This is a genomic window from Kordiimonas sp. (genome assembly GCF_965216265.1).
Lineage (GTDB): Bacteria > Pseudomonadota > Alphaproteobacteria > Sphingomonadales > Kordiimonadaceae > Kordiimonas.
The window spans coordinates 430842-450450 of sequence record NZ_OZ244153.1 but is presented as its reverse complement, the minus strand read 5'-3'; the positions used below and the strand labels follow the sequence as shown (position 1 = coordinate 450450).

Annotated in this window: 13 protein-coding genes; 9 read left to right on the top strand and 4 right to left on the bottom strand. The window is 54.2% G+C overall.

Going from position 1 to position 19609, the window contains the following annotated elements:
- The first annotated feature begins 710 nt into the window (after positions 1 to 710).
- Positions 711 to 2933 (top strand): catalase/peroxidase HPI, encoded by a 2223-nt coding sequence (katG, locus tag ACOOGA_RS02050; protein WP_420429359.1) that lies wholly within the window; start codon positions 711 to 713, stop codon positions 2931 to 2933.
- 51 nt (positions 2934 to 2984) lie between these two features.
- On the opposite strand, the gene nhaC is transcribed toward katG, so the two are convergent.
- Positions 2985 to 4478: a Na+/H+ antiporter NhaC gene (nhaC, locus tag ACOOGA_RS02045; protein ID WP_420429357.1), complete on the bottom strand. Its 1494-nt coding sequence runs from the start codon at positions 4476 to 4478 to the stop codon at positions 2985 to 2987.
- Between the two features lie 477 nt (positions 4479 to 4955).
- Here nhaC and ACOOGA_RS02040 point away from each other — a divergent pair, with 477 nt between their 5' ends.
- The 5 genes from ACOOGA_RS02040 (at position 4956) to ACOOGA_RS02020 (ending at position 12489) form a co-directional block, all read left to right on the top strand.
- The gene (locus ACOOGA_RS02040; RefSeq protein ID WP_417461134.1) at positions 4956 to 7910 is read left to right on the top strand and encodes a TonB-dependent receptor; all 2955 of its coding nucleotides are present in this window, start codon (positions 4956 to 4958) and stop codon (positions 7908 to 7910) included.
- A 165-nt stretch (positions 7911 to 8075) separates the two neighbouring features.
- The gene (locus ACOOGA_RS02035; RefSeq protein ID WP_417461133.1) at positions 8076 to 8789 is read left to right on the top strand and encodes a SapC family protein; all 714 of its coding nucleotides are present in this window, start codon (positions 8076 to 8078) and stop codon (positions 8787 to 8789) included.
- A 1-nt stretch (position 8790) separates the two neighbouring features.
- Positions 8791 to 9804 carry a cupin-like domain-containing protein gene (locus ACOOGA_RS02030; RefSeq protein WP_420429355.1) on the top strand — a complete coding sequence of 338 codons (1014 nt, stop codon included), beginning with the start codon at positions 8791 to 8793 and terminating at the stop codon, positions 9802 to 9804.
- A 115-nt stretch (positions 9805 to 9919) separates the two neighbouring features.
- Positions 9920 to 11404, top strand: a complete 1485-nt coding sequence (locus tag ACOOGA_RS02025) for a tryptophan halogenase family protein (RefSeq protein WP_420429353.1) — start codon at positions 9920 to 9922, stop codon at positions 11402 to 11404.
- Positions 11401 to 12489, top strand: a complete 1089-nt coding sequence (locus ACOOGA_RS02020; RefSeq protein ID WP_420429351.1) for a serine hydrolase domain-containing protein — start codon at positions 11401 to 11403, stop codon at positions 12487 to 12489. The genes ACOOGA_RS02025 and ACOOGA_RS02020 overlap by 4 nt, the downstream gene beginning before the upstream one ends.
- Here ACOOGA_RS02020 and ACOOGA_RS02015 read toward each other — a convergent pair.
- Complete coding sequence (locus ACOOGA_RS02015; protein WP_420429349.1) at positions 12486 to 12761, bottom strand: hypothetical protein; 276 nt, start codon at positions 12759 to 12761, stop codon at positions 12486 to 12488. The two genes, ACOOGA_RS02020 and ACOOGA_RS02015, sit on opposite strands and share 4 nt — an antisense overlap.
- A gap of 283 nt (positions 12762 to 13044) precedes the next feature.
- Between ACOOGA_RS02015 and ACOOGA_RS02010 the strand changes: the two genes are divergently transcribed.
- Complete coding sequence (locus tag ACOOGA_RS02010; protein ID WP_417461128.1) at positions 13045 to 13353, top strand: hypothetical protein; 309 nt, start codon at positions 13045 to 13047, stop codon at positions 13351 to 13353.
- A gap of 74 nt (positions 13354 to 13427) precedes the next feature.
- Here the strand turns inward: ACOOGA_RS02010 and ACOOGA_RS02005 are convergent, their stop codons facing one another.
- Together ACOOGA_RS02005 and ACOOGA_RS02000 are read right to left on the bottom strand one after the other, a co-directional pair.
- Complete coding sequence (locus ACOOGA_RS02005) at positions 13428 to 14213, bottom strand: glycoside hydrolase family 16 protein (RefSeq protein ID WP_420429347.1); 786 nt, start codon at positions 14211 to 14213, stop codon at positions 13428 to 13430.
- A gap of 20 nt (positions 14214 to 14233) precedes the next feature.
- On the bottom strand, positions 14234 to 15583 hold the full coding sequence (locus ACOOGA_RS02000; protein ID WP_417461126.1) for an MFS transporter: 1350 nt from the start codon (positions 15581 to 15583) through the stop codon (positions 14234 to 14236).
- Positions 15584 to 15735: 152 nt separating this feature from the next.
- Between ACOOGA_RS02000 and ACOOGA_RS01995 the strand changes: the two genes are divergently transcribed.
- Entirely contained in the window at positions 15736 to 16764 is a 1029-nt protein-coding gene (locus tag ACOOGA_RS01995) for a LacI family DNA-binding transcriptional regulator (RefSeq protein ID WP_420429345.1), read from the top strand.
- Positions 16765 to 17035: 271 nt separating this feature from the next.
- Positions 17036 to 19576, top strand: a complete 2541-nt coding sequence (locus tag ACOOGA_RS01990; protein WP_417461124.1) for a glycoside hydrolase family 3 N-terminal domain-containing protein — start codon at positions 17036 to 17038, stop codon at positions 19574 to 19576.
- The last annotated feature ends 33 nt before the right edge of the window (positions 19577 to 19609 follow it).

Here is a 19609-nt window from a genome sequence, read left to right as displayed (position 1 = left end):
CAAAAGGTTACTGCCTTTTCTCGTTTGTGCAGGGCAGGATTCGAGCTACCATGGGTAAGCTGACGGTAAGCGTTAAAACGGTCTTTTTTGTGCTATCATTCATGCCAGCACGTCTGAATTCTTTCCAGCCTTCATTTTGGGGTCGTCCACCATACGGTGGGCGGCTCTTTAACTTTGTCCCGGAGAGATACGGATTTTACACCTCGTAAAACAGGATAACAGACTGTTTTACATAGGTTCTTTGCGAAGCTGACGAACCACGAAGTGGTGAGACTAATCCTACTCACAAATCCAGAACCCCGATCAACAAAAAACCCCGGTCCGGTGGACCAGGGCTTTTAATTGGTTTTGTGAGTAGGATTTACCGTCACCGTGAGCGGTGAGATGTACCAAGGAGCTAAGCTTATCAACCGGTTTGTATATTCTGATGTCACGCCTGATAGCTTCAGCATGAGAACCGAAGCGTTGGACGATGGCGGCGTAACCTCGAGGGACGGAGGATACAAGGTGCATGCTGTTCGCATTGAATCATAACGATACCGTGCTTTCTAGCGATGCATCGAGGAATTAACTGACTGATTCATATATAAAATACGTTAATATTATGTTTTCTAATCGTTTTTATAGATTAATGAGATCAGATCATTCAATTTCAGATTAGAAAAACTTTAGTTTATCGGTAAGAGCTCCTAATTGAGGAGGGAAGACCGATGCTTAGACATTCATTATCCGCCATCGCGATACTCGCGGTAGGCCTTTCAACAGCAGTACCAGTAACCGCAGTTGCAGCCGAGGAAACCGTTGCGACCAACTCATTCTGGTGGCCAAACCGGCTCAATCTTGAGCCCCTGCGCCAGAGCGATGAAGTGGCAGACCCGATGGGTGTAGCCTTCGATTATGAGAAAGAATTCCAGTCGCTTGACCTTGATGCCTTGAAAAAGGAAATAGAGCAGGTGATGACCACGTCGCAAGACTGGTGGCCAGCCGATTATGGCCACTATGGTCCGTTTTTCATTCGCATGGCGTGGCACAGCGCAGGCACATACCGTTTGTTTGACGGACGTGGAGGCTCCGATGGTGGCATGCAGCGATTTGCGCCGCTCAACAGCTGGCCAGATAACGCGAACCTAGACAAGGCGCGCCGCCTTTTGTGGCCGCTCAAGCAAAAATATGGCAGCAAAATCTCCTGGGGCGACCTGATGGTGCTTGCGGGTACAGTTGCCATGGAATCCATGGGCTTCAAGACCTTTGGCTTTGCTGGCGGCCGGGTAGACAAATGGCAGCCGGAGGAAGTTTTCTGGGGGCCGGAAGGCGAGTGGCTTGGCAGCAGCCGTCACACAGCAGACCGGAAGCTCAAGGGGCCGCTTGCCGCAACCCGCATGGGTCTCATTTACGTGACCCCGGAAGGGCCAAACGGCAACCCTGACCCACTACTGGCTGCGAAAGATATTCGCGACACCTTTGGCCGCATGGCGATGAGCGACGAGGAAACGGTTGCCCTGATTGCAGGTGGTCACACCTTTGGTAAAGCGCACGGTGCCGCAGACCCAGCTAAACATGTGGGCGCCGAGCCGGAGGCAGGAAGCCTTGAAGAACAGGGCCTTGGCTGGAAAAGCTCTTACAAGAGCGGCAAGGGTGCCGACACGATCACAAGTGGCCTTGAAGGTGCGTGGACCATCAGTCCGGCTGAGTGGACCCACAACTACTTGGAAAACCTCTTCATGTTCAACTGGGTGAAAACCAAAAGCCCAGCGGGTGCCACACAGTGGGTGCCTGATGATGAGACCGCTTCCAAATTTGTGCCAGATGCGCACGACCCGATGAAACGCCACGCGCCCATCATGTTTACAACAGATCTGGCCCTGAAGTTTGACCCTGAGTACCGCAAAATCTCCCAGCGTTTCCTTGATAACCCCGAAGAGTTTGAGTTGGCCTTTGCCAAAGCTTGGTTCAAGCTCACACACCGTGACATGGGCCCACGCACGCGGTATCTCGGATCTATGGCGCCAGATGAAGCCTTAATCTGGCAGGACCCAGTGCCTGAGGTGGATTACACGCTGGTGGATGACGCAGACATTGCGAAGCTGAAGACACAAGTGCTGTCGTCTGGTCTGACCGTACCTGAACTGGTGCGAACAGCATGGGCCTCTGCCTCCAGCTTCCGAGGCACGGATATGCGTGGCGGTGCAAATGGTGCCCGTGTTCGCCTTGCCCCTCAGAAAGACTGGGCAGCCAATAACCCGGCTGAACTCGCGAAAGTGCTGAAGACGCTTGAGGGCATTCAGGTTGATTTCAACAAGGCACAATCGGGTGGCAAAAAAATCTCCCTCGCTGATCTGATCGTGCTGGGTGGTGCTGCCGCTATCGAACAGGCTGCCGGGAAGGCCGGGTATGACGTGACAGTGCCGTTTACGCCGGGTCGTACTGATGCAACGGCTGAGATGACAGATGCGCCTGCGTTTGATGTGCTTGAGCCAACAGCAGATGGTTTCCGCAACTATTATGAGGGGGACAACCCACGCTCACCAGCCGAAATGCTGGTTGAGAAGGCGGCCTTCCTTAACCTGACAGTGCCTGAGATGACAGCGCTTGTAGGGGGCATGCGGGTGTTGGACGCAAACACGGGCGGTGCAAAACACGGTGTGTTTACCGACAAGCCTGGCACTCTGAGCAACGACTTTTTTGTGAACCTTCTGGATATGGGAACAGCATGGAAAAAGTCATCTGGCGCAGAGGGCATTTATGAAGGTCATGCGATAGGCGCGGGCACCGTGAAATGGACAGCCACACCGGTTGACCTGATCTTCGGCTCAAACAGTGAGTTGCGGGCCATTTCAGAGGTTTACGCCACAAATGATGCAGATCAGAAATTTGTACAGGACTTTATCGCTGCATGGACCAAGGTTATGAAGCTCGACCGGTTCGACCTCTAAACCGGCTTAACCCGAGTAAAATCAGGGGCCTTTCGGGGCCCCTTTTTTGTTCTAGTTCCGCACCGGGCTCGGCACCACGGCGTCATCCTCTTCAAGCTTGGTGATTTTGAAATTCAGCATGCCGTATAGCACGGCCATAAATGGGCTGATGAGATTGAAGAAGGCGTAAGGGGCATATGCGAAAGTCGCCACGCCCAATGTGGTGGCCATAAAGGCGCCACAGGTGTTCCAGGGCACGAGGGCCGATGTCATGGTGCCTGCATCCTCCAGCGTGCGAGAAAGGTTTTCAGGCGCAAGGCCGCGACGCTTGAACTCCATCATATACATGCGGCCGGGCAGCACGATCGAGATATACTGGTCGGCGGCAATGATGTTGATGCCGATGGCGGTGAGCACTGTGGTCAGGATCAGAGACCCTGTGCCGCGAACGCCTTTGAGCGCGCTGTAGACGATACGGCCCAGAAAACCTGTTTTTTCCATCACGCCACCAAACGTCATGGCAGCGATGATCAGCCACACTGTGTTGAGCATGCTGCTCATGCCACCACGAGAGAGAAGCTCGTCGAGCGTACCGTCGCCTGTGTTGGCGCTATAGCCATTTGCCATTGCGCTCCAAAGCGCCTTGATCATCACAAAGTCGACATCCGCGCCGCCACCAAATGCGACTGTTGCTTCGGGCTGAAATATCACCGCGACAATGCCACCAACAACCGCACCTATGGTGATGGTGGGTAGGGCAGGCACTTTTTTGATCGCGAGCGCCAGCAGCACGATCAGCGGAATAAAGGCAGGGAAGCCTATGTTGTAGGTGTCGTCCAGCAGTGTACGGGTCATTTCAATGCTGGCGACGGTGCCTTCGGATACTTCCTGCCCCCAGCTGATCCAGGTAAACAGGATGAAGGAAATGACCAGCGACGGTGTGGTTGTCCACACCATGTGGCGGATATGAACAAAGAGATCCACGTTCACCATCGCTGGCGCAAGGTTGGTAGAATCTGACAGCGGCGACATCTTGTCCCCAAAATAGGCGCCAGAGATAACCGCGCCCGCTGTAATTTCAGGTGACAGGCCTAAAATACGGGATATGCCGACAAGCGCGAGGCCTACGGTGGCGGCGGTTGTCCATGAACTGCCAATTGAGACGGCCACACAAGCGCAGATGATAAGCACCGCCGGGTAAAAGAAACCGGGGTCCAGGACACCAAGGCCCAGGTAGATAATAGCGGGTGCTGTGCCTGCAAGCATCCAGCTCCCGATCATCGAACCTACCATCAGGAGAATCAAGCAGGCCTTCATGGCGAGCATGATGCCGTCTAGGACAGCGTTTTCCAGCACCTCGTACGACTGGCCGCGCCACAGGCTCAGGCCAATGCCAATGGCACCCGAGAACATGAGCGCCAACTGGTTCGGCCCGGATGAAGACGAATCCCCAAACAGCAAAACCGCGCCGGTGAGCATGATAACAAGGCAGAGCAGGGGGATAAGTGCGATCCAGAGCGGAATATTGTTATGATTGTTTTCACTGGTATTATTGTTGTCCGCCACGGAAGCTCCCCCGAAATTCATTTTTGGATTAATTCTTTATTGTGGTTCAGCCGCAATACCGCAGCCTGATCATCCCCACGCACATCTTGCCGATTTTGGCTCGGCGTGCCAGCGATTTTTGGGCGAAAGCCTATTTCTACACTGGTGGAGAGATTGGCCCTGAATGAGGGAACGGAGTCGGCTTTTGGACGCAGAGAGGGCCTATTTAGTGCCAATATGGCTGAATAGGTGGCAGGGCCGCCGAAAAATACACGAACTGGACAGAGTGTTATGCATTGATATTGCTGGGGAATTTCATTTATGTGACAGCGCTGTCAGAAATTTATGGACATATTGTGGCGGTATTGTTATCAAAAAAGAGACAGCGCTGTCATTATGTGCGGGAAGTGTAATGGCGTGCGTCGGGGAAACGCTTATCAGAGTGAGGGAAGGTATATGAGAGCTCGAAGCTTATACTATGGCTCTGTTGCGAGTACGATGTCATTGATACTCGCTTCAGTGTCTGCGTCTGCGGCCTATGCGCAAGAGAGCGCGTCTGCGGACGAAAATATGGATGAATTGGAAGAAATCGTCGTAACCGGTATTCGTGGCAGCTTGCAGCGCGCGATGGATATCAAACGCGACAGCCGCGGTATTGTTGACGCGATCAGCGCTGAGGACATGGGTAAATTCCCTGATACAAACCTCGCGGAATCGTTGCAGCGTATCACCGGTGTTTCCATTGACCGGGTAAATGGGGAAGGCAGCAAGGTAACCGTTCGCGGTTTTGGTCCTGACTTCAACCTCGTGACCCTGAACGGCCGCCAGATGCCGGTTTCTTCGCTTGAAGATACCAACGCATCCAGCTCCCGTTCTTTCGATTTTGCTAATCTCGCCGCAGAAGGTGTTGCAGGCGTTCAGGTTTATAAAACCGGGCGTGCCGCAATCCCAACGGGCGGTATTGGTTCCACTATTAATATCCAGACAACGCGGCCGCTCAATTCACCTGGCATGAAAGCCAGCATTGGCGCCAAAGCGGTTATGGATACATCTGAGCTGGACGGCACTTCTGTAACGCCGGAATTCTCCGGCATCTACAGCAACACATTCGCTGAAGACAAGTTTGGTGTGGCTCTGTCTGGTTCATACCAGAAGCGTAAATCAGGCTATACGCAGGCGAATGCTGGCTGGCGCGGTGCCTTTGCGGGTGAACAGAACGACTGGGGCACGCTGCCGCAGATTCCTGCCGGTGGTACAGAAGATGATATCAATGTCACCAACCGCCCTGGCCCAGGTGATTTCTACGCCACCACGCAGAACATGGCTTATTCCATGACCGCCATTGACCGCGAGCGGATCAATGGCCAGCTAACGATGCAGTATCGCCCTGTTGATACCGTGACAGCCACGGTGGATTACACTTATTCACAGAACAAGGTTGCGACGGAACGTCACGATATGTCCGTTTGGTTCAACCACGGCGCCACAACAAGCGAATGGACCGATGGTCCGGTTGCTGGTGCGATTGTGTATGCCGAGGACTTCGGCGCAAGCCCAACTGACCTGTCGTTTGGTGCGGCTGAGTTCGCGACCAAAAACGAAAATAAATCCTTCGGCGCCAACATTGAGTGGGCACCAACGGACCGTTTGACACTTGAGCTGGATTATCACAATTCAAGCGCTGAATCCGGTGCTGATAGCCCATACGGTAGCCATGTTGCACTGGGTACAGCGGGCTTTACCGTGCAGTCTCAATCAATTGATTTTTCAGAGGAACTTCCTGTTCTCTCTCTTACACAGATTGATGGCCTGACCGGTGTGGATACTTCACGCATCGTCTCTAGCGGTACAAGTTTCCGTAACAGCTATATGCGGACAGAGGTTGAACAGTTCCAGTTCCGGGGCTCCTGGGAATTTGATGCTGGCATCGTTGATAGCGTTGATTTTGGCGCAGCCTATACTGAGAACAACGTGCGTTCGGCTTATGCAAACGTTCAGCGTGATACATGGGGCGGCGCAGGCCCAGCTTCTGACATGCCAGACGATATTTTTGAGATCATTTCCGTTGCAGACAAGTTTGATAAGCTCAGCGGTAGCGACAACCCCGACCTGTTTAATGAGTGGGTTGTTTATGATTTCGAAACGATGGTTGGCTTGATCGATGATCTCTATGGTGCTTGCGGTGGTAACGGGCAGTGCTCGTCTGACGACTTCACGACCGACCGCCGCACGAAGGAAGAAAGCAAGTCTGCTTATCTTCAGGTCAACAGCAGCTTTGACATGGGTGATGTGCCTGTGAATATCGTTGCAGGCCTGCGCTACGAGGAAACGGACGTTACATCGGCAGCACTTGTGCCGGTTGCAACAGGCACCCAGTGGGTGGCCGCAAACGAAGCGGTTGTTATCTTCTCTGGCGATCAGGACTTCACCGAGCTTGAGGGCAACTACAAGAACTGGTTGCCGTCTGTCGATGTTGACTTCCAACTGATGGATAACGTTGTGTTCCGGGCTTCCTATAGTGAGACAATCGCTCGTCCGCGCTATGACGATATCCAGGGTGGTCAAACCATCAACGAGATCTTCCGTGTAGGTGGTGGTACCGGTAGCCAGGGTAACCCAGCACTTCTGCCGTTCAAATCCAAGAACCTGGATTTCAGCGCTGAGTGGTACTATGACGACGCGAGCTATTTCGCAGCAGGATACTTCCGCAAGGACGTGAAAAACTTCATCGGTACCGACGTGATTACGGCCCAACCGTTCGGCCTGCCCACACCGTTTGGTGGCCAGCGTTATAACGATGCTGTCGCGGCTGTTGGAAGCAATGACCTTACAGCAATCCGTAACTGGATTTTCGCGAACGCAGACCCAAGCACGTTCGAGATCACAGGGGTGGATTCAAACGGCAATACCACGGGTAATATCTTTGGTGTACCGGGTGAAGATCCTACGCTTGATATCACCGTCACGATCCCGTCGAACCAGCGCTCTGCTGAGCTGAATGGTTGGGAGTTCGCTCTCCAGCACACATTCGGTAACAGCGGCTTCGGTGCGATCCTGAACTATACGATCGTGAACGGTGACATTGGATTTGATAACCTGACTGAGTGGAACACGGAACAGTTTGCCCTGTTCGGCCTCAGCGATACAGCCAACATTATCGGTTTCTACGATAAAGACGGCCTTCAGGTTCGTGTTGCCTACAACTGGCGTGATGAATTCCTTTCAGGCATCATTCAGGGTGAATACGCCGTACGTCAGCCAATCTATGTTGAGGCATATGGGCAGTTTGATGTGAATGTCAGCTATGACATCACCGATCAGATTACCGTATTTGCTGAAGGCATTAACGTGACAGGTGAAACGACACGTTCACATGGCCGGCACGAGAACACAGCGCTGTGGGTTACACAGGCTGGGCCGCGCTTCAATATCGGCGCGCGCTATAAGTTCTAGTGCATAAAAAACTGGAGAGCCGTCAGGTGTGGCGGTCTTTCCTCTTCCCGGGGGCCGTTAATTAACTTTAATTAGCGGCCTCTTGTTTTTGGGAGGTACTCGGTCGTAGCATCAGGGCAGGGTGCCTGAGCTTTTTGGCTGAGTGACGTGTGAAAGAGAGAATGAATGACGCAGCATGTTTTGTTGAACAATATCGACCATAAAGACCTGCGGGTTATCACTGACCGCTCAGTCGCGCTGGGTGATGCCATTATGAGCTGTGTCGCGTTCCCCAATGAGTTTAGAAACCTGCAGGCCCATTATCCTGTTCTTTTTCAAAAGGATGTGGACACCGGGACCTTTCAGGCAACTGTCCTTTTGGGGTTTGAACGGGGTGAAAACCTGTTCCTCACGGATAAAGGATGGAACGCTCATTACATGCCGATGGTGCTTGAGATGCAGCCGTTCCTGATCGGCACACAGCGCCGTCCCGGCGAAGAGCCGGAGCAGGTTATTCATGTAGATCTGAAAAACCCGCGCGTGAGCGATACAGAAGGCCATCCGGTCTTTTTGCCACATGGCGGTAATACACCTTACCTTGAATATATTGCGGGAATTCTGGAGCAGGTGCATATCGGCGCTTCTACAAGTGCCGCATTTTATCAGGCGGTGGATGCGCTTGGCCTTCTGGAGCCATTTGCGCTTGATATAGAGTTGAATGACGGCAGCAAAAGCCGGCTAACGGGCTTCTACACAGTGAATGAGGAAAAGCTCTACGCTCTTGGTGGTGATGATCTTAGTTCCTTGAACAAAAAGGGTTTTTTGCAGCCGCTTTTCATGGCGGTAGCGTCGCTCTCGAACTTCCGCGACCTGATCGAGCGAAAGAACCGGAGACTGTAGAATGCGCTCAGGGCTCACTCGGATCAGGGACATTGCTAACGCGTCGGAAGCTGACCTGAGCGATGACATCCTGTGTGGACAACAGCCCGTTGTTTTCAGGGGGCTCGCTGCCAGCTGGCCTTTTGTGCAGGCAGGAAAAAAATCACCCTCGGCAGCGCAGGAATATCTGACAAAGCGCTATAACGATGCCCCTCTAGTTGTGTGCCATGGCGGGCCTGAAACAAAGGGTCGACCATTTTATAACGACGATCTGTCTGGCTTGAATTTTGAGAGCCGCCAAGCATCGCTAGACTTTTTTCTCAATAAAATACAAGAACATAGCGCGGATGAAAAACCGCCACTTTTATATATCGCTTCCACAACGATTGAAGATTGCCTGCCCACTTTCAGGGCGGAGAATGATATCTTCTTGGGCGCGCGGGAGCCGCTCGCCAGTATCTGGATCGGCAACAAAACCACCATCGCCGCGCACTATGATCTGGCCGATAATATCGCTTGCGTAACGGTTGGGCGCCGCGAATTTACACTGTTCCCGCCGGAGCAGCTTGAGAACCTCTATGTCGGGCCAATCGACCTGACACCAGCGGGCCAACCCGTGAGCCTCGTGGATTTGGACAAGCCCGATTTTGATAAGTACCCGAAATTCAGGGAAGCGCTGAAGGCCGCACAGGTCGCAGACCTCGAGCCGGGGGACGCAATTTTTATCCCCAGCATGTGGTGGCATCAGGTTAAGGCATTGGATTCATTTAATGTTTTGGTGAACTATTGGTGGCGACAGTCGCCGGCCTTTATGGGCCCACCAGTGAATGCGCTAAACCTCGCCATCCTTGCGGTGCGAGATTTGCCGCCTGAGCAGAAGAAGATATGGCAAAACCTGTTTAATCATTATGTGTTTGAAAATACGGAAGAAAAAGTCGCGCATATCCCGGCTGAGCGGCGCGGTGTTTTGGGCCCGATCACCGATATGATGGCGCGGCGCTTGCGAGCTTATTTGTTAAACCGTTTGAACAGGTAGGTGCCTTCTTAGTGTGGCGAAACACGCCACAGTGTAGGCAAAAGTGTGACTAAAAGTGTGGCGCGGGTGTGGCGCAGGAAAATTGGGTGAGAAGGGTGTGTTTCGGGTGGAAAATATGAATAAAATCAACCGGGTAGTGATTGCGGGTGGCGGCACGGCGGGCTGGATGGCTGCGGCGGCCATGGCAAAGGTGCTTGGCAAGGCTGTTGACATTCAGCTTGTTGAATCTGACGTGATTGGCACCGTTGGTGTTGGTGAAGCGACTATCCCCACGCTCCTGACCTATAACCGGCTGCTCGGTATCAACGAGCGCGAATTTATGGCCGCAACCCAGGCCACCTTCAAGCTCGGCATCGAGTTTGAAAACTGGAAAGAGAAAAACCACAGCTACATCCACGCCTTTGGCATCACCGGCAAGGATCACTGGACGGCAGGCTTCCAGCATTTCTGGCGGCGGGGGCTGGATGTGGGCTGCGCGAGCGATTACGGCGAATATTGCCTCGAGTTAAGCGCTGCGCAAAAGGGCCGTTTTGCGCACCTCAACGAGAATGGCTTGAACTACGCCTATCATCTGGATGCCAGCCTTTATGCAAAGTTTCTGCGCACCATGGCGGAAGCGCACGGTGCCAAGCGCATAGAAGGCAAGATCGTTGATGTCACCCAGAACGGGGAAAGCGGTTATGTCACAGCCCTGACCCTTGATGACGGCAGGGTTGTTGAGGGCGACCTGTTTGTTGACTGCTCAGGCTTTCGCGGGCTTCTGATTGAGGAAACCCTGCACACCGGCTATGAGGATTGGACCCACTGGCTGCCGTGCGATAGCGCGATTGCGGTGCAAACGGAATCCGTGTCTGAGCCGATACCTTACACCCGGTCTATCGCCCACGATAGCGGCTGGCAGTGGCGTATCCCGCTACAGCACCGGACAGGCAACGGCCTTGTGTTCTGCAGCCGCTACCAGTCGGATGATGATGCCATCAAAACACTGATGGACAACATTGAAGGCAAACCGCTTGTAGACCCGCGCGTGCTCAAGTTCCGCACCGGCACACGGCGCAAGCACTGGAACAGGAACGTGGTCTCGCTTGGCCTCGCGAGCGGTTTTATCGAACCTCTTGAATCCACCAGCATCCATCTCATCCAGCGTGGTATCCTGCGGCTGATGCGCATGTTCCCGTCTGACGGCGTCAAACAGTCGGACATTGACGAGTTTAACGCGCAAACCAAGTTCGAGACCGACGGTGTGCGCGATTTTATCATCCTGCACTACCATGTGACAGACCGGCGCGACACGCCGTTCTGGCGCCAATGTGCCGGTATGGATATCCCCGATAGCCTGCAACACCGCATCGACCTGTTCAGGGAAACTGGCCGTGTGTTCAAAATGTCAGACGAATTGTTCGCCGAGAACAGTTGGACACAGGTGATGCTCGGGCAGGGCATCATGCCGGAAGGGCATCACCCGGTGGCTGATGTGATGAGCGAAGAAGAGCTTGCGCGCTTCCTCGACCACGTCAAAACCAATGTGGAACGCGCGGCCTCAAGCCTGCCAACCCACCAGCAATATATAGAGCGCTACTGCAAAGCGGCGGCGATGTGACCAGCTTGGGCACAATTGGGCGGCTTAGCCGCGCAATAGGTATAGGCCTGCTGGTGGCGTGCAGTGCAGCGGCTTGGGCTGATGAAGGGCCTCATCCCACATTTGATGAACGGATGGTTTTGCTCACGGCGGATATTGACGCTGGCAAATTCAAGCAGATCCATAGTCTTCTGGTGTATCAGGGCGGTGAGGTGGCGTTCGAACGTTACTTCAAAGGCAATGACGACTGGATCGACTTTAAAGGCGGTATCAAGCGCATACGGGGTGAAGGCGACGTTCAGTGGCATGCGAACCGCCAGCATTATATGGCGTCGGTTACCAAAACGGTGACAGCCCTACTGACCGGTATCGCGCTTGAAGAGCTTAAGCTCAGCGTGGATGCGCGCCTGGAGCCCTTGTTGCCACCTGAGCTGAAGCCGCTTCTGCAGCAGGATGCAGGCTACCTGACGCTCAAGCACCTGCTCACCATGCAGACAGGGTTCCAGTGGGATGAATGGACAGGCGATGACCTGCGAGAGGTATGGAAAACCGACGATTTTGGCAAATTTCTGCTCAAAAGGACGAACCTGGGGCCAGAGGCCCCGTGGGTTTACAATAGCGCCGTGCCGAACCTGCTGTTGCGCACGCTCGAGCATCAGCTGGCGCAGCCGCTCGGTACATGGGCGAATGAGCGCTTCTTTGGCCCGCTTGGTATCACAAATTATACATGGCACCGCCAACCAACGGGCACACCGGAAGGGTCCGCCCGGCTGCACCTCACGCCGAATGATATGCTCAAAATTGGTGCGATGATGATGAGCGGTGGCAAATATGAGGGTGAGCAGGTTGTGCCCCCAGCGTGGCTTGACGCCATGACCCGGAAGCACTGCGGCTCAGATGCAGGGGATTATGGTTACCTTACGTGGCTGCGGGAGCTTGACGGCAGGCCGTATATTTCGGCCGATGGTGACGGTGGCCAGTATATCAATATCTTCCCGCATGAAGAGGTGATCGTTGTGATGACACAAGGCAACTACCTTGAATGGCCGCTTTATGCCAACCAGGCCACCATGATCATGCGGGACTATATTTTCAATAAGCCTTAGGCAACAACTGTGTTGCCATGTTGTGCTTTCCTGCGTTCACGGGCGTGAAGCTTCAGTTCAAGCACATAGGTGCGCCAGAAGAAGGCCACACAAAACCACAGCGTGGCCAGCAGTGCACCTGCGTAGGCCACCAGTCTGAGCGGACCGCTGCCAGCAATCAGACTAATGAAGTAAAAGGCCACGCCCACTTCGCTGCCCAGAAAAAGCGTTACTGCCAGTGCGCCCAGTGTGGGTGATAGCCGCAGTTTTTTCAGCTTTCTCAGCTTGTTCATAGCTGACCTCCGCGGATGCTTTTACGTTTGCTGTTATAGTAAAGGCGGGTAGCGCTGTGCGCGCACGCCATGGGGGTACGGGATGAAAACATGTGTTTTCCCTTTGCAAATGTACTGAGGTGGAAAATTAGGCCGTCCGCACACAAGGTGCCGGGCGGGCCTTAACTGATATTTTGCGAAGGGAAGGAGGTGCGCGTGTGCCGTTAGCGCTTTGCTGTGAGCTTGCTGGAAGGGTAGCCAGATTTTCTGGCGCTATGGCGCGAAGGCTGGCAACGAATTGCTGATGTATATCAAAGGAAGGCGCCAAACCGCAAAGCTCACGGTCGTCACCGTCACGGGTGTTGTCGGGTTGAGCCTTCTGCGGGATGAACTGGCTAGTGACGTTAGCCGCCTCTATCACCTCATTGGCGGGGCCAGTAACAGCATTGAGCGTTGCTTCACCCGCGAAGGCAGTCTGCGCGTGGCTGACCGGCGCAGTAAACAACATGCACAGCAAGGCGGCAAAAAGCCGGAAGGCCTTGCCGCTATATATGTTCATGTTTTTGCCGTGCTGCCGCATGGGACCTCAACGCTTAACTGCTGTTACTGCTAAATGGTGTTTGGGCGGTTGATTGTGAATAGTCCAGCCAAAAATAGCCTGAGGGCCCATTCCCGCCCCTTAATCGCCTATTCCGGCGCTTGCCAAACCTTAACCCAGTCAATCTCATATCGGGCAGGGAAGGCGGCTTCATCAACACCTTCTGCGCCGCCCCAATCACCGCCTACAGCCAAATTGAGGATGGCATAAAAAGGCTGGTCGAAAGGCCATTCGGCAGAGGTCGAGCCGTCTTCACGGGCAAATGCGTAAAACTCAGCACCGTCGATAAACCATTTCATGCCTGCCGCGTCCCACTCAACGGCGTAAGTATGAAACTCGGTTGAGGCTGTCTCAACCAGCGTTTCGCCGCCTTTTTGGGTGCCAATGCGGTGGTTGTAGGCCTCGGTGTGGATGGTGCCGTGCACATGGTCTTGGTTGTAACCAACATGCTCCATGATATCGATCTCGCCAGACTTGGGCCAGCTGCCGTAGGTGTTGGTCATAGGCATCATCCAGAAAGCAGGCCATGTGCCTACGCCGTTTGGCAGTTTGGCGCGCATGGATATTTTGCCGTATTTCCAGCCCCCAAGCGGTTGCGTGGTGATCTTGGCTGAGGTGAAGCCTTCTCCCGCCTTATGGGCCTCAATAATCAGCATGCCGTCTTCGGTGCGCAGGTTGCGGGCGTGGCCCTTGTAGGTCTGCAGCTCATTATTGCCAAAACCGCAATGGTCCGGGCAGCCGTTGCCTTCCACCACATGCCATGAGCGCTTATCCAAAATGCCATCAAAATCATCCTGCCACACAAGGGTCATGGCTTCGCCTGCAATTGCGGGCACGCTGAAAGCGGCGAGGAAGAAAGCGGTGATGGTACGCATAAGGGCCTCCATAGGGTTGGTTATTTCAGGCGATCTTGCAGTTTGCTCACCAGATCCGCGTGGGATTTGGCGGTGATGGGGTAGAAAATCATCAACGCAGCAGATGCGAGAAGCGCCCCAATGGGAATAAGCGTAAAGATATCGCGGATACCATCTGCCGTTTCCTGTGATGCGGGCAGGCTGGCGTTATAGCCGGTTTGATCAAGCAGGATGCCGATGACAAAAGCCGAAACGCCGATGGAAACTTTCTGGAAGCTGGAGGCGATGCCGATCAGGAAAGATTCGCTTTTGATACCACTGAGGTAATGGCCAAATTCAATGGTGTCTGGCAGCACGCTCCAGAAAATTACCGCATAGGCGCTGAGGCCAACGACGGTGACAATGGTGCCGAGATAGGCGAAATAAAGCGCGTTCATGGCTGCAAAATACAACATGCCAAGGCCGAGAGCGCCGATAATGCTGCCCAGAATCCAGGCATTTTTCTTGCCCACCCGCAGCGTGAGTGCAGACCACAATGGTATGGTGACAAGCGGGGCTGCGCTCATGATGATGATGGCTGTGTTGCCGGAGGATCGGTCCCCGATATGGCTTTCAAAATAATACAGCATGGTTTGGCCAACCGTGCTGGTGGCAATGGTGACAAGGCTGATGCCGCCCACCACCAGGAAAAACGGCTTGTTCCGCATGATGGCGCGGATGCTCTCCCGCGCGCTTGTCGGTGTTTCCTGTGTGTTGATCGGGTTTGCGCTTTCGTGTGAGGTCTTGAAACACACCAGCAGCACAACAACGGCAATCACCCCCGCGATCATGGCCATGGAGCTGAAGGCTGCCGCGTCACCATAGCTTTCCTGCAGTGTTTTGGCGGTGAAGCTGACACACACGCCGCCCAGAAACCCAAAATACATGCGAATGCCAGCCAACCGGGTACGGCCATCAAAATTGCGGGTTACGCGCGCGCCGAGCGCAGAGTAGGGGATGGAAACCACGGTGTAAGCCGTGCGAAACAGCATGAGCACAAAAATGGCGTAAAGGATCAGCGCAAGCTCGCTTTCGAACGATACGGGTGTGAACATCAGCACAAACGAGGCTGAAAGCGGCAAACAGCCAAACAGAAGATAGGGCCTGTAGGGCCCCCAGCGGCTTTTGGTGCGGTCAGCAATATAGCCCATCATGGGGTCGGACACGGCATCCCAAAGGCTGGCGATAAGGAAGATGGTGCCCACAACGGTGCCCGAAAGCCCGCTGACATTGGTGAGGAAATAAAAGAGATAAAAACCCGTGCCTTGCCAAAAGAGGTTGAGCGCAAAATCTCCCGACCCGTAGCCCAGAAATGTTGGCCACCGTGAGACTGTTGCACCGCTTTTCTGCATAAAATGGTCCGTCTCTTAAACGAAGGTCATATTGGCAATCGTGACAGCGCTATCATGTTCGCGTGACAATCGCAATCTCCTTGTACTATAAACACATATGCGGATAGATGCATATCTGATGCGTGGGGGTATGTGTCGGATCGGGAGCAAAAATGGCCTATATCAAACCAAAAAACGCGACCATGAGCGATGTGGCACGCCTTGCTGGTGTTTCGATGAAGACTGTCTCCCGCGTTTTCAATAACGAAAAATATGTCAGCAAAGACAAGCGCGATAAAATCCTTGCGGTGGCGGACGAACTGAACTTCAGGCCATCGCTGCAGGCCCGTGGGCTTGCAGGCGCCAAATCCCACATATTCGGGCTTTTTGTTGATGACCCGAGCGGGGACTATATCTCCAAGGTATTGCGCAGCATTTTGAACCAGTGTGAAGCCGCAGGCTACCACCTGGTGGTTGAAGTGCTGAAAGAACGCGGCAATGAAGCCAAACTTCGGCAGGTGCTTAACAGCATCAAGTTTGACGGCGTTGTGCTGTCGCCGCCCATTTGTGACGACACGGTTGTGCTGAACGCCTTGCGCACAAGCGGTGTGCCAACCGCACGTATCGGCCCGGGCGTACCGGCCGATGACATGGGCAAGGTGGCGATTGACGAATTTCAGGCTGCGTTCGAGATGACAGAATATCTGATCTCCATGGGGCACAAGAAAATCGCTTTCGTGAAGGGTGACCCAAACCACGCCTGTTCGCTTGACCGTGAACGCGGTTATGTGCGTGCCATGCAGGCGGGCGGCCTTCGGGTGCAGCACGACTATATGGTGGCAGGCATGTTCTCCTACGCGAGTGGCAGGGCTGCCGCGAATGCGCTTCTTGACCTTGAAGACCGGCCAACCGCGGTGTTTGCCTCAAATGACGAGATGGCCGCCGGGCTATTGGCTGTCGCGCGGGAGCGGGGCGTTGACGTGCCCAATGAGCTTTCAGTTGCGGGTTTCGATGATGACGCAATCGCCACCACCATTTCGCCTGCACTGACCACCGTGCGCCAGCCGGTGGAGGGGATGGCCGCAGCAGCTTTTGAAATGATCATGGGCGAGGGCGTGGATGAAGAAGGCCATGAAATGAGTTCGGTACACCCGTTTGAGATTTGTGTGCGCGATTCCGTGGCCGATATCCGTAACCGATAGGACTTCAGGCGAGCAGCTCTCGCGTGATTTTACCTCACCTGTTCGGCCTCCACATCGGGAAATTTCATTGTAAAACTTGGTTTTTATGACTGCGCTGTCATATATTTATGGCGAATTATGACAATTTTTCAAATTCTGACATGACAGCGCTGTCTTATTGGGGCAATATCTCCGGGAAACGAGGTGGTGCTGGGGAAGGTGCTGCCAATACAAAGGCCGTATGTTGGTGAGGTAACACCGGGTGGCCTGACAAGGTTTGCTGGAGATTTTCATGTTTTTGCGTCCTCGCTTTACCTACGCCAAGAAGGTTCTCACCGGTGCCAGCATGTTGGCTGGTGTTGCGCTTTCACTCTCTGTGTCACCGCTTTGGGCAGAAGATGTAACCATCTGGCCTAAGGTGGAAAGCCGGGTGCAAGCGAATGCGGCTGAGGAGGCGCAGGTTCGGGCCATTCTTGAGCGCATGAGCGTCGAGGAAAAAGTCGGCCAGATTATGCAGGTCGAAATTCAGTATGTGACGCCCGAGGATATTCGGAAATACCACGTTGGATCTGTTCTCAATGGCGGCGGCTCATTGCCAAACCGGAACAAACACGCCACGCCGGGCGAATGGCTTGCGCTGGCTGATAGCTTCTATAAAGCGTCCACAGATACGGCAGATGGCGGCACTGCGGTGCCCATCATCTGGGGCAGCGATGCGGTGCATGGCCACAACAATGTGATTGGTGCGACCATTTTCCCGCATAATATCGGCCTTGGTGCCATGCATAACCCCGCGCTTATCCGCAAGATTGGTGAAGTAACGGCGCTGGAGATGCGGGCTACCGGCATTGACTGGACCTTCGCGCCCACCATTGCCGTGGCGCAAAACGACCGTTGGGGCCGGGCTTACGAGAGCTATTCGGAAGATCCCTCTATTGTGAAGGCCTACGCGGAAGAAATGATCCTTGGCCTTCAGGGCACACCGGGCACGCCTGAGTTTCTGGACGTGAACCATGTTGTCGCCACGGCCAAACATTTTGTGGGTGACGGCGGCACCGAGGCTGGTGACGACCAGGGCAACACGAAGGTGTCGGAAGAAGAGCTGCGCACCGTGCATGGCGCGGGCTATGAAAGCGCGCTGGAGGCCGGGGTACAGGCCGCGATGGCGAGCTTCTCGTCATGGAATGGTGCCAAGATGCACGGCAATAAATATATGCTCACCAATGTGCTCAAGGACCGTATGGGCTTTGACGGTTTGATCGTGGGTGACTGGAACGGCCACGGGCAGGTGCCGGGTTGCACCAATGCATCGTGCCCAACAGCTGTGAACGCGGGCCTCGACCTCTTCATGACGATTGAGGAGTGGAAAGAGCTTTATGCGAATACGCTGGAGCAGGTGAAATCGGGTGTTATTCCCATGAGCCGCCTTGACGACGCGGTATCGCGCATTCTCAGGGTCAAGGTGCGGGCGGGGCTGTTTGAAAAAGGCATGCCGTCGGCGCGCGGCGTTGCGGGGCAGGATGATATTATCGGCCGGGCAGAGCACCGCGCCGTGGCCCGTCAAGCTGTGCGTGAAAGCCTGGTGCTGCTTAAAAATAACGGTGGCCTGCTGCCGCTCAAGCCCAGACAAACCATTCTTGTTGCGGGCGACGGCGCAGACAATATCGGCAAGCAAACCGGCGGCTGGACCATCAGCTGGCAGGGCACGGGCAATGTGAACAGCGATTTCCCGGGCGGCAGCTCAATTTTTAGCGGCCTTGAAAAAGCGGTCACAGAGGCAGGCGGCAAAACTGTGCTGTCTGTGGACGGTAGTTTTGACGAAAAACCAGACGTCGCCATCGTGGTGGTGGGTGAGGACCCTTATGCCGAAGGGCAGGGCGATCTGGATACGCTGGAGTTTGAACCGGGAGCGAAGAAAAGCCTCGCGCTGATCAAAAAACTCAAGGATGCCGGTGTGCCGGTGGTCACCGTTTTCCTTTCAGGGCGGCCCTTGTGGGTGAACCCGGAGCTGAACGCCTCTGACGCATTTGTAGCCGCATGGCTGCCGGGCACAGAAGGTGGCGGTGTTGCGGATGTGTTGCTTGCAGGCGCAGACGGCAGTGTGAAGCATGACTTCAAGGGCAAGCTTTCTTTTTCATGGCCTAAAACGCCGCTTCAGGATGTTCTTAACCTGCATCACGATGGTTATGACCCGTTGTTTGCGTTTGGCTATGGCTTGACATATGCAAATGGTGGGTCTGTCCTCAAAGAACTGCCAGAAGATGTTGAAGGTGTGGCATCTGAAGCGCTTGGTGACGTTGAACTATATAGCGCGGGGCGCACACTTGCGCCGTGGATGTTCCTATTGCAGGACGATCGCACCTCAGCCCAGCTGAGCGGCGCTTATGCGGCACTGCCAAGCGGTATCGCGAAAGTCAGCGTGGTGGACAAAGACATCCAGGGTGACGCTGTGCGCACCGAATGGATGACATCTGCACCGGCAAGCCTTGTGATTGCAGCAGGGCCGGCGATTGACTGGTCCGGGCATTTAAGCGCTGGCGCGGTTCTTGAGTTTGATATCAATGCCCGCACGGTGGAGGATGAAGGCACAAACATCATCCTAACATGTGGTGAAGATTGTACCCGCCAATATGATATTTCAGCCACTGTAAACCAACTTGAAGGGCAGGGGTGGCAGACTGTCAAGCTACCGCTTGCGTGCCTCGCTGAAGAAGGTGACATCTTTGATGCTATCACCGAGCCGTTCAGGTTTGAAGCGCAGGGAACCGCAGATATTACGCTCGCGAATATCAGGCTTGATTTGCCTGAAGAGCCAGTTACGACTTGCCCGTAAGGGTAAGAAAGGCAGATGACGTAAGCATTTAAG

What these genes read in the sequence shown, in the direction of transcription:
- katG (WP_420429359.1), top strand. Translation starts at nt 711, where the DNA reads ATGCTTAGACATTCATTATCCGCCATCGCGATACTCGCGGTAGGCCTT.
- ACOOGA_RS02040 (WP_417461134.1), top strand. Translation starts at nt 4,956, where the DNA reads ATGTCATTGATACTCGCTTCAGTGTCTGCGTCTGCGGCCTATGCGCAA.
- ACOOGA_RS02035 (WP_417461133.1), top strand. Translation starts at nt 8,076, where the DNA reads ATGACGCAGCATGTTTTGTTGAACAATATCGACCATAAAGACCTGCGG.
- ACOOGA_RS02030 (WP_420429355.1), top strand. Translation starts at nt 8,791, where the DNA reads ATGCGCTCAGGGCTCACTCGGATCAGGGACATTGCTAACGCGTCGGAA.
- ACOOGA_RS02025 (WP_420429353.1), top strand. Translation starts at nt 9,920, where the DNA reads ATGAATAAAATCAACCGGGTAGTGATTGCGGGTGGCGGCACGGCGGGC.
- ACOOGA_RS02015 (WP_420429349.1), bottom strand. Translation starts at nt 12,761, where the DNA reads ATGAACAAGCTGAGAAAGCTGAAAAAACTGCGGCTATCACCCACACTG.
- ACOOGA_RS02010 (WP_417461128.1), top strand. Translation starts at nt 13,045, where the DNA reads ATGTATATCAAAGGAAGGCGCCAAACCGCAAAGCTCACGGTCGTCACC.
- ACOOGA_RS02005 (WP_420429347.1), bottom strand. Translation starts at nt 14,213, where the DNA reads ATGCGTACCATCACCGCTTTCTTCCTCGCCGCTTTCAGCGTGCCCGCA.
- ACOOGA_RS02000 (WP_417461126.1), bottom strand. Translation starts at nt 15,583, where the DNA reads ATGCAGAAAAGCGGTGCAACAGTCTCACGGTGGCCAACATTTCTGGGC.
- ACOOGA_RS01995 (WP_420429345.1), top strand. Translation starts at nt 15,736, where the DNA reads ATGGCCTATATCAAACCAAAAAACGCGACCATGAGCGATGTGGCACGC.
- ACOOGA_RS01990 (WP_417461124.1), top strand. Translation starts at nt 17,036, where the DNA reads ATGTTTTTGCGTCCTCGCTTTACCTACGCCAAGAAGGTTCTCACCGGT.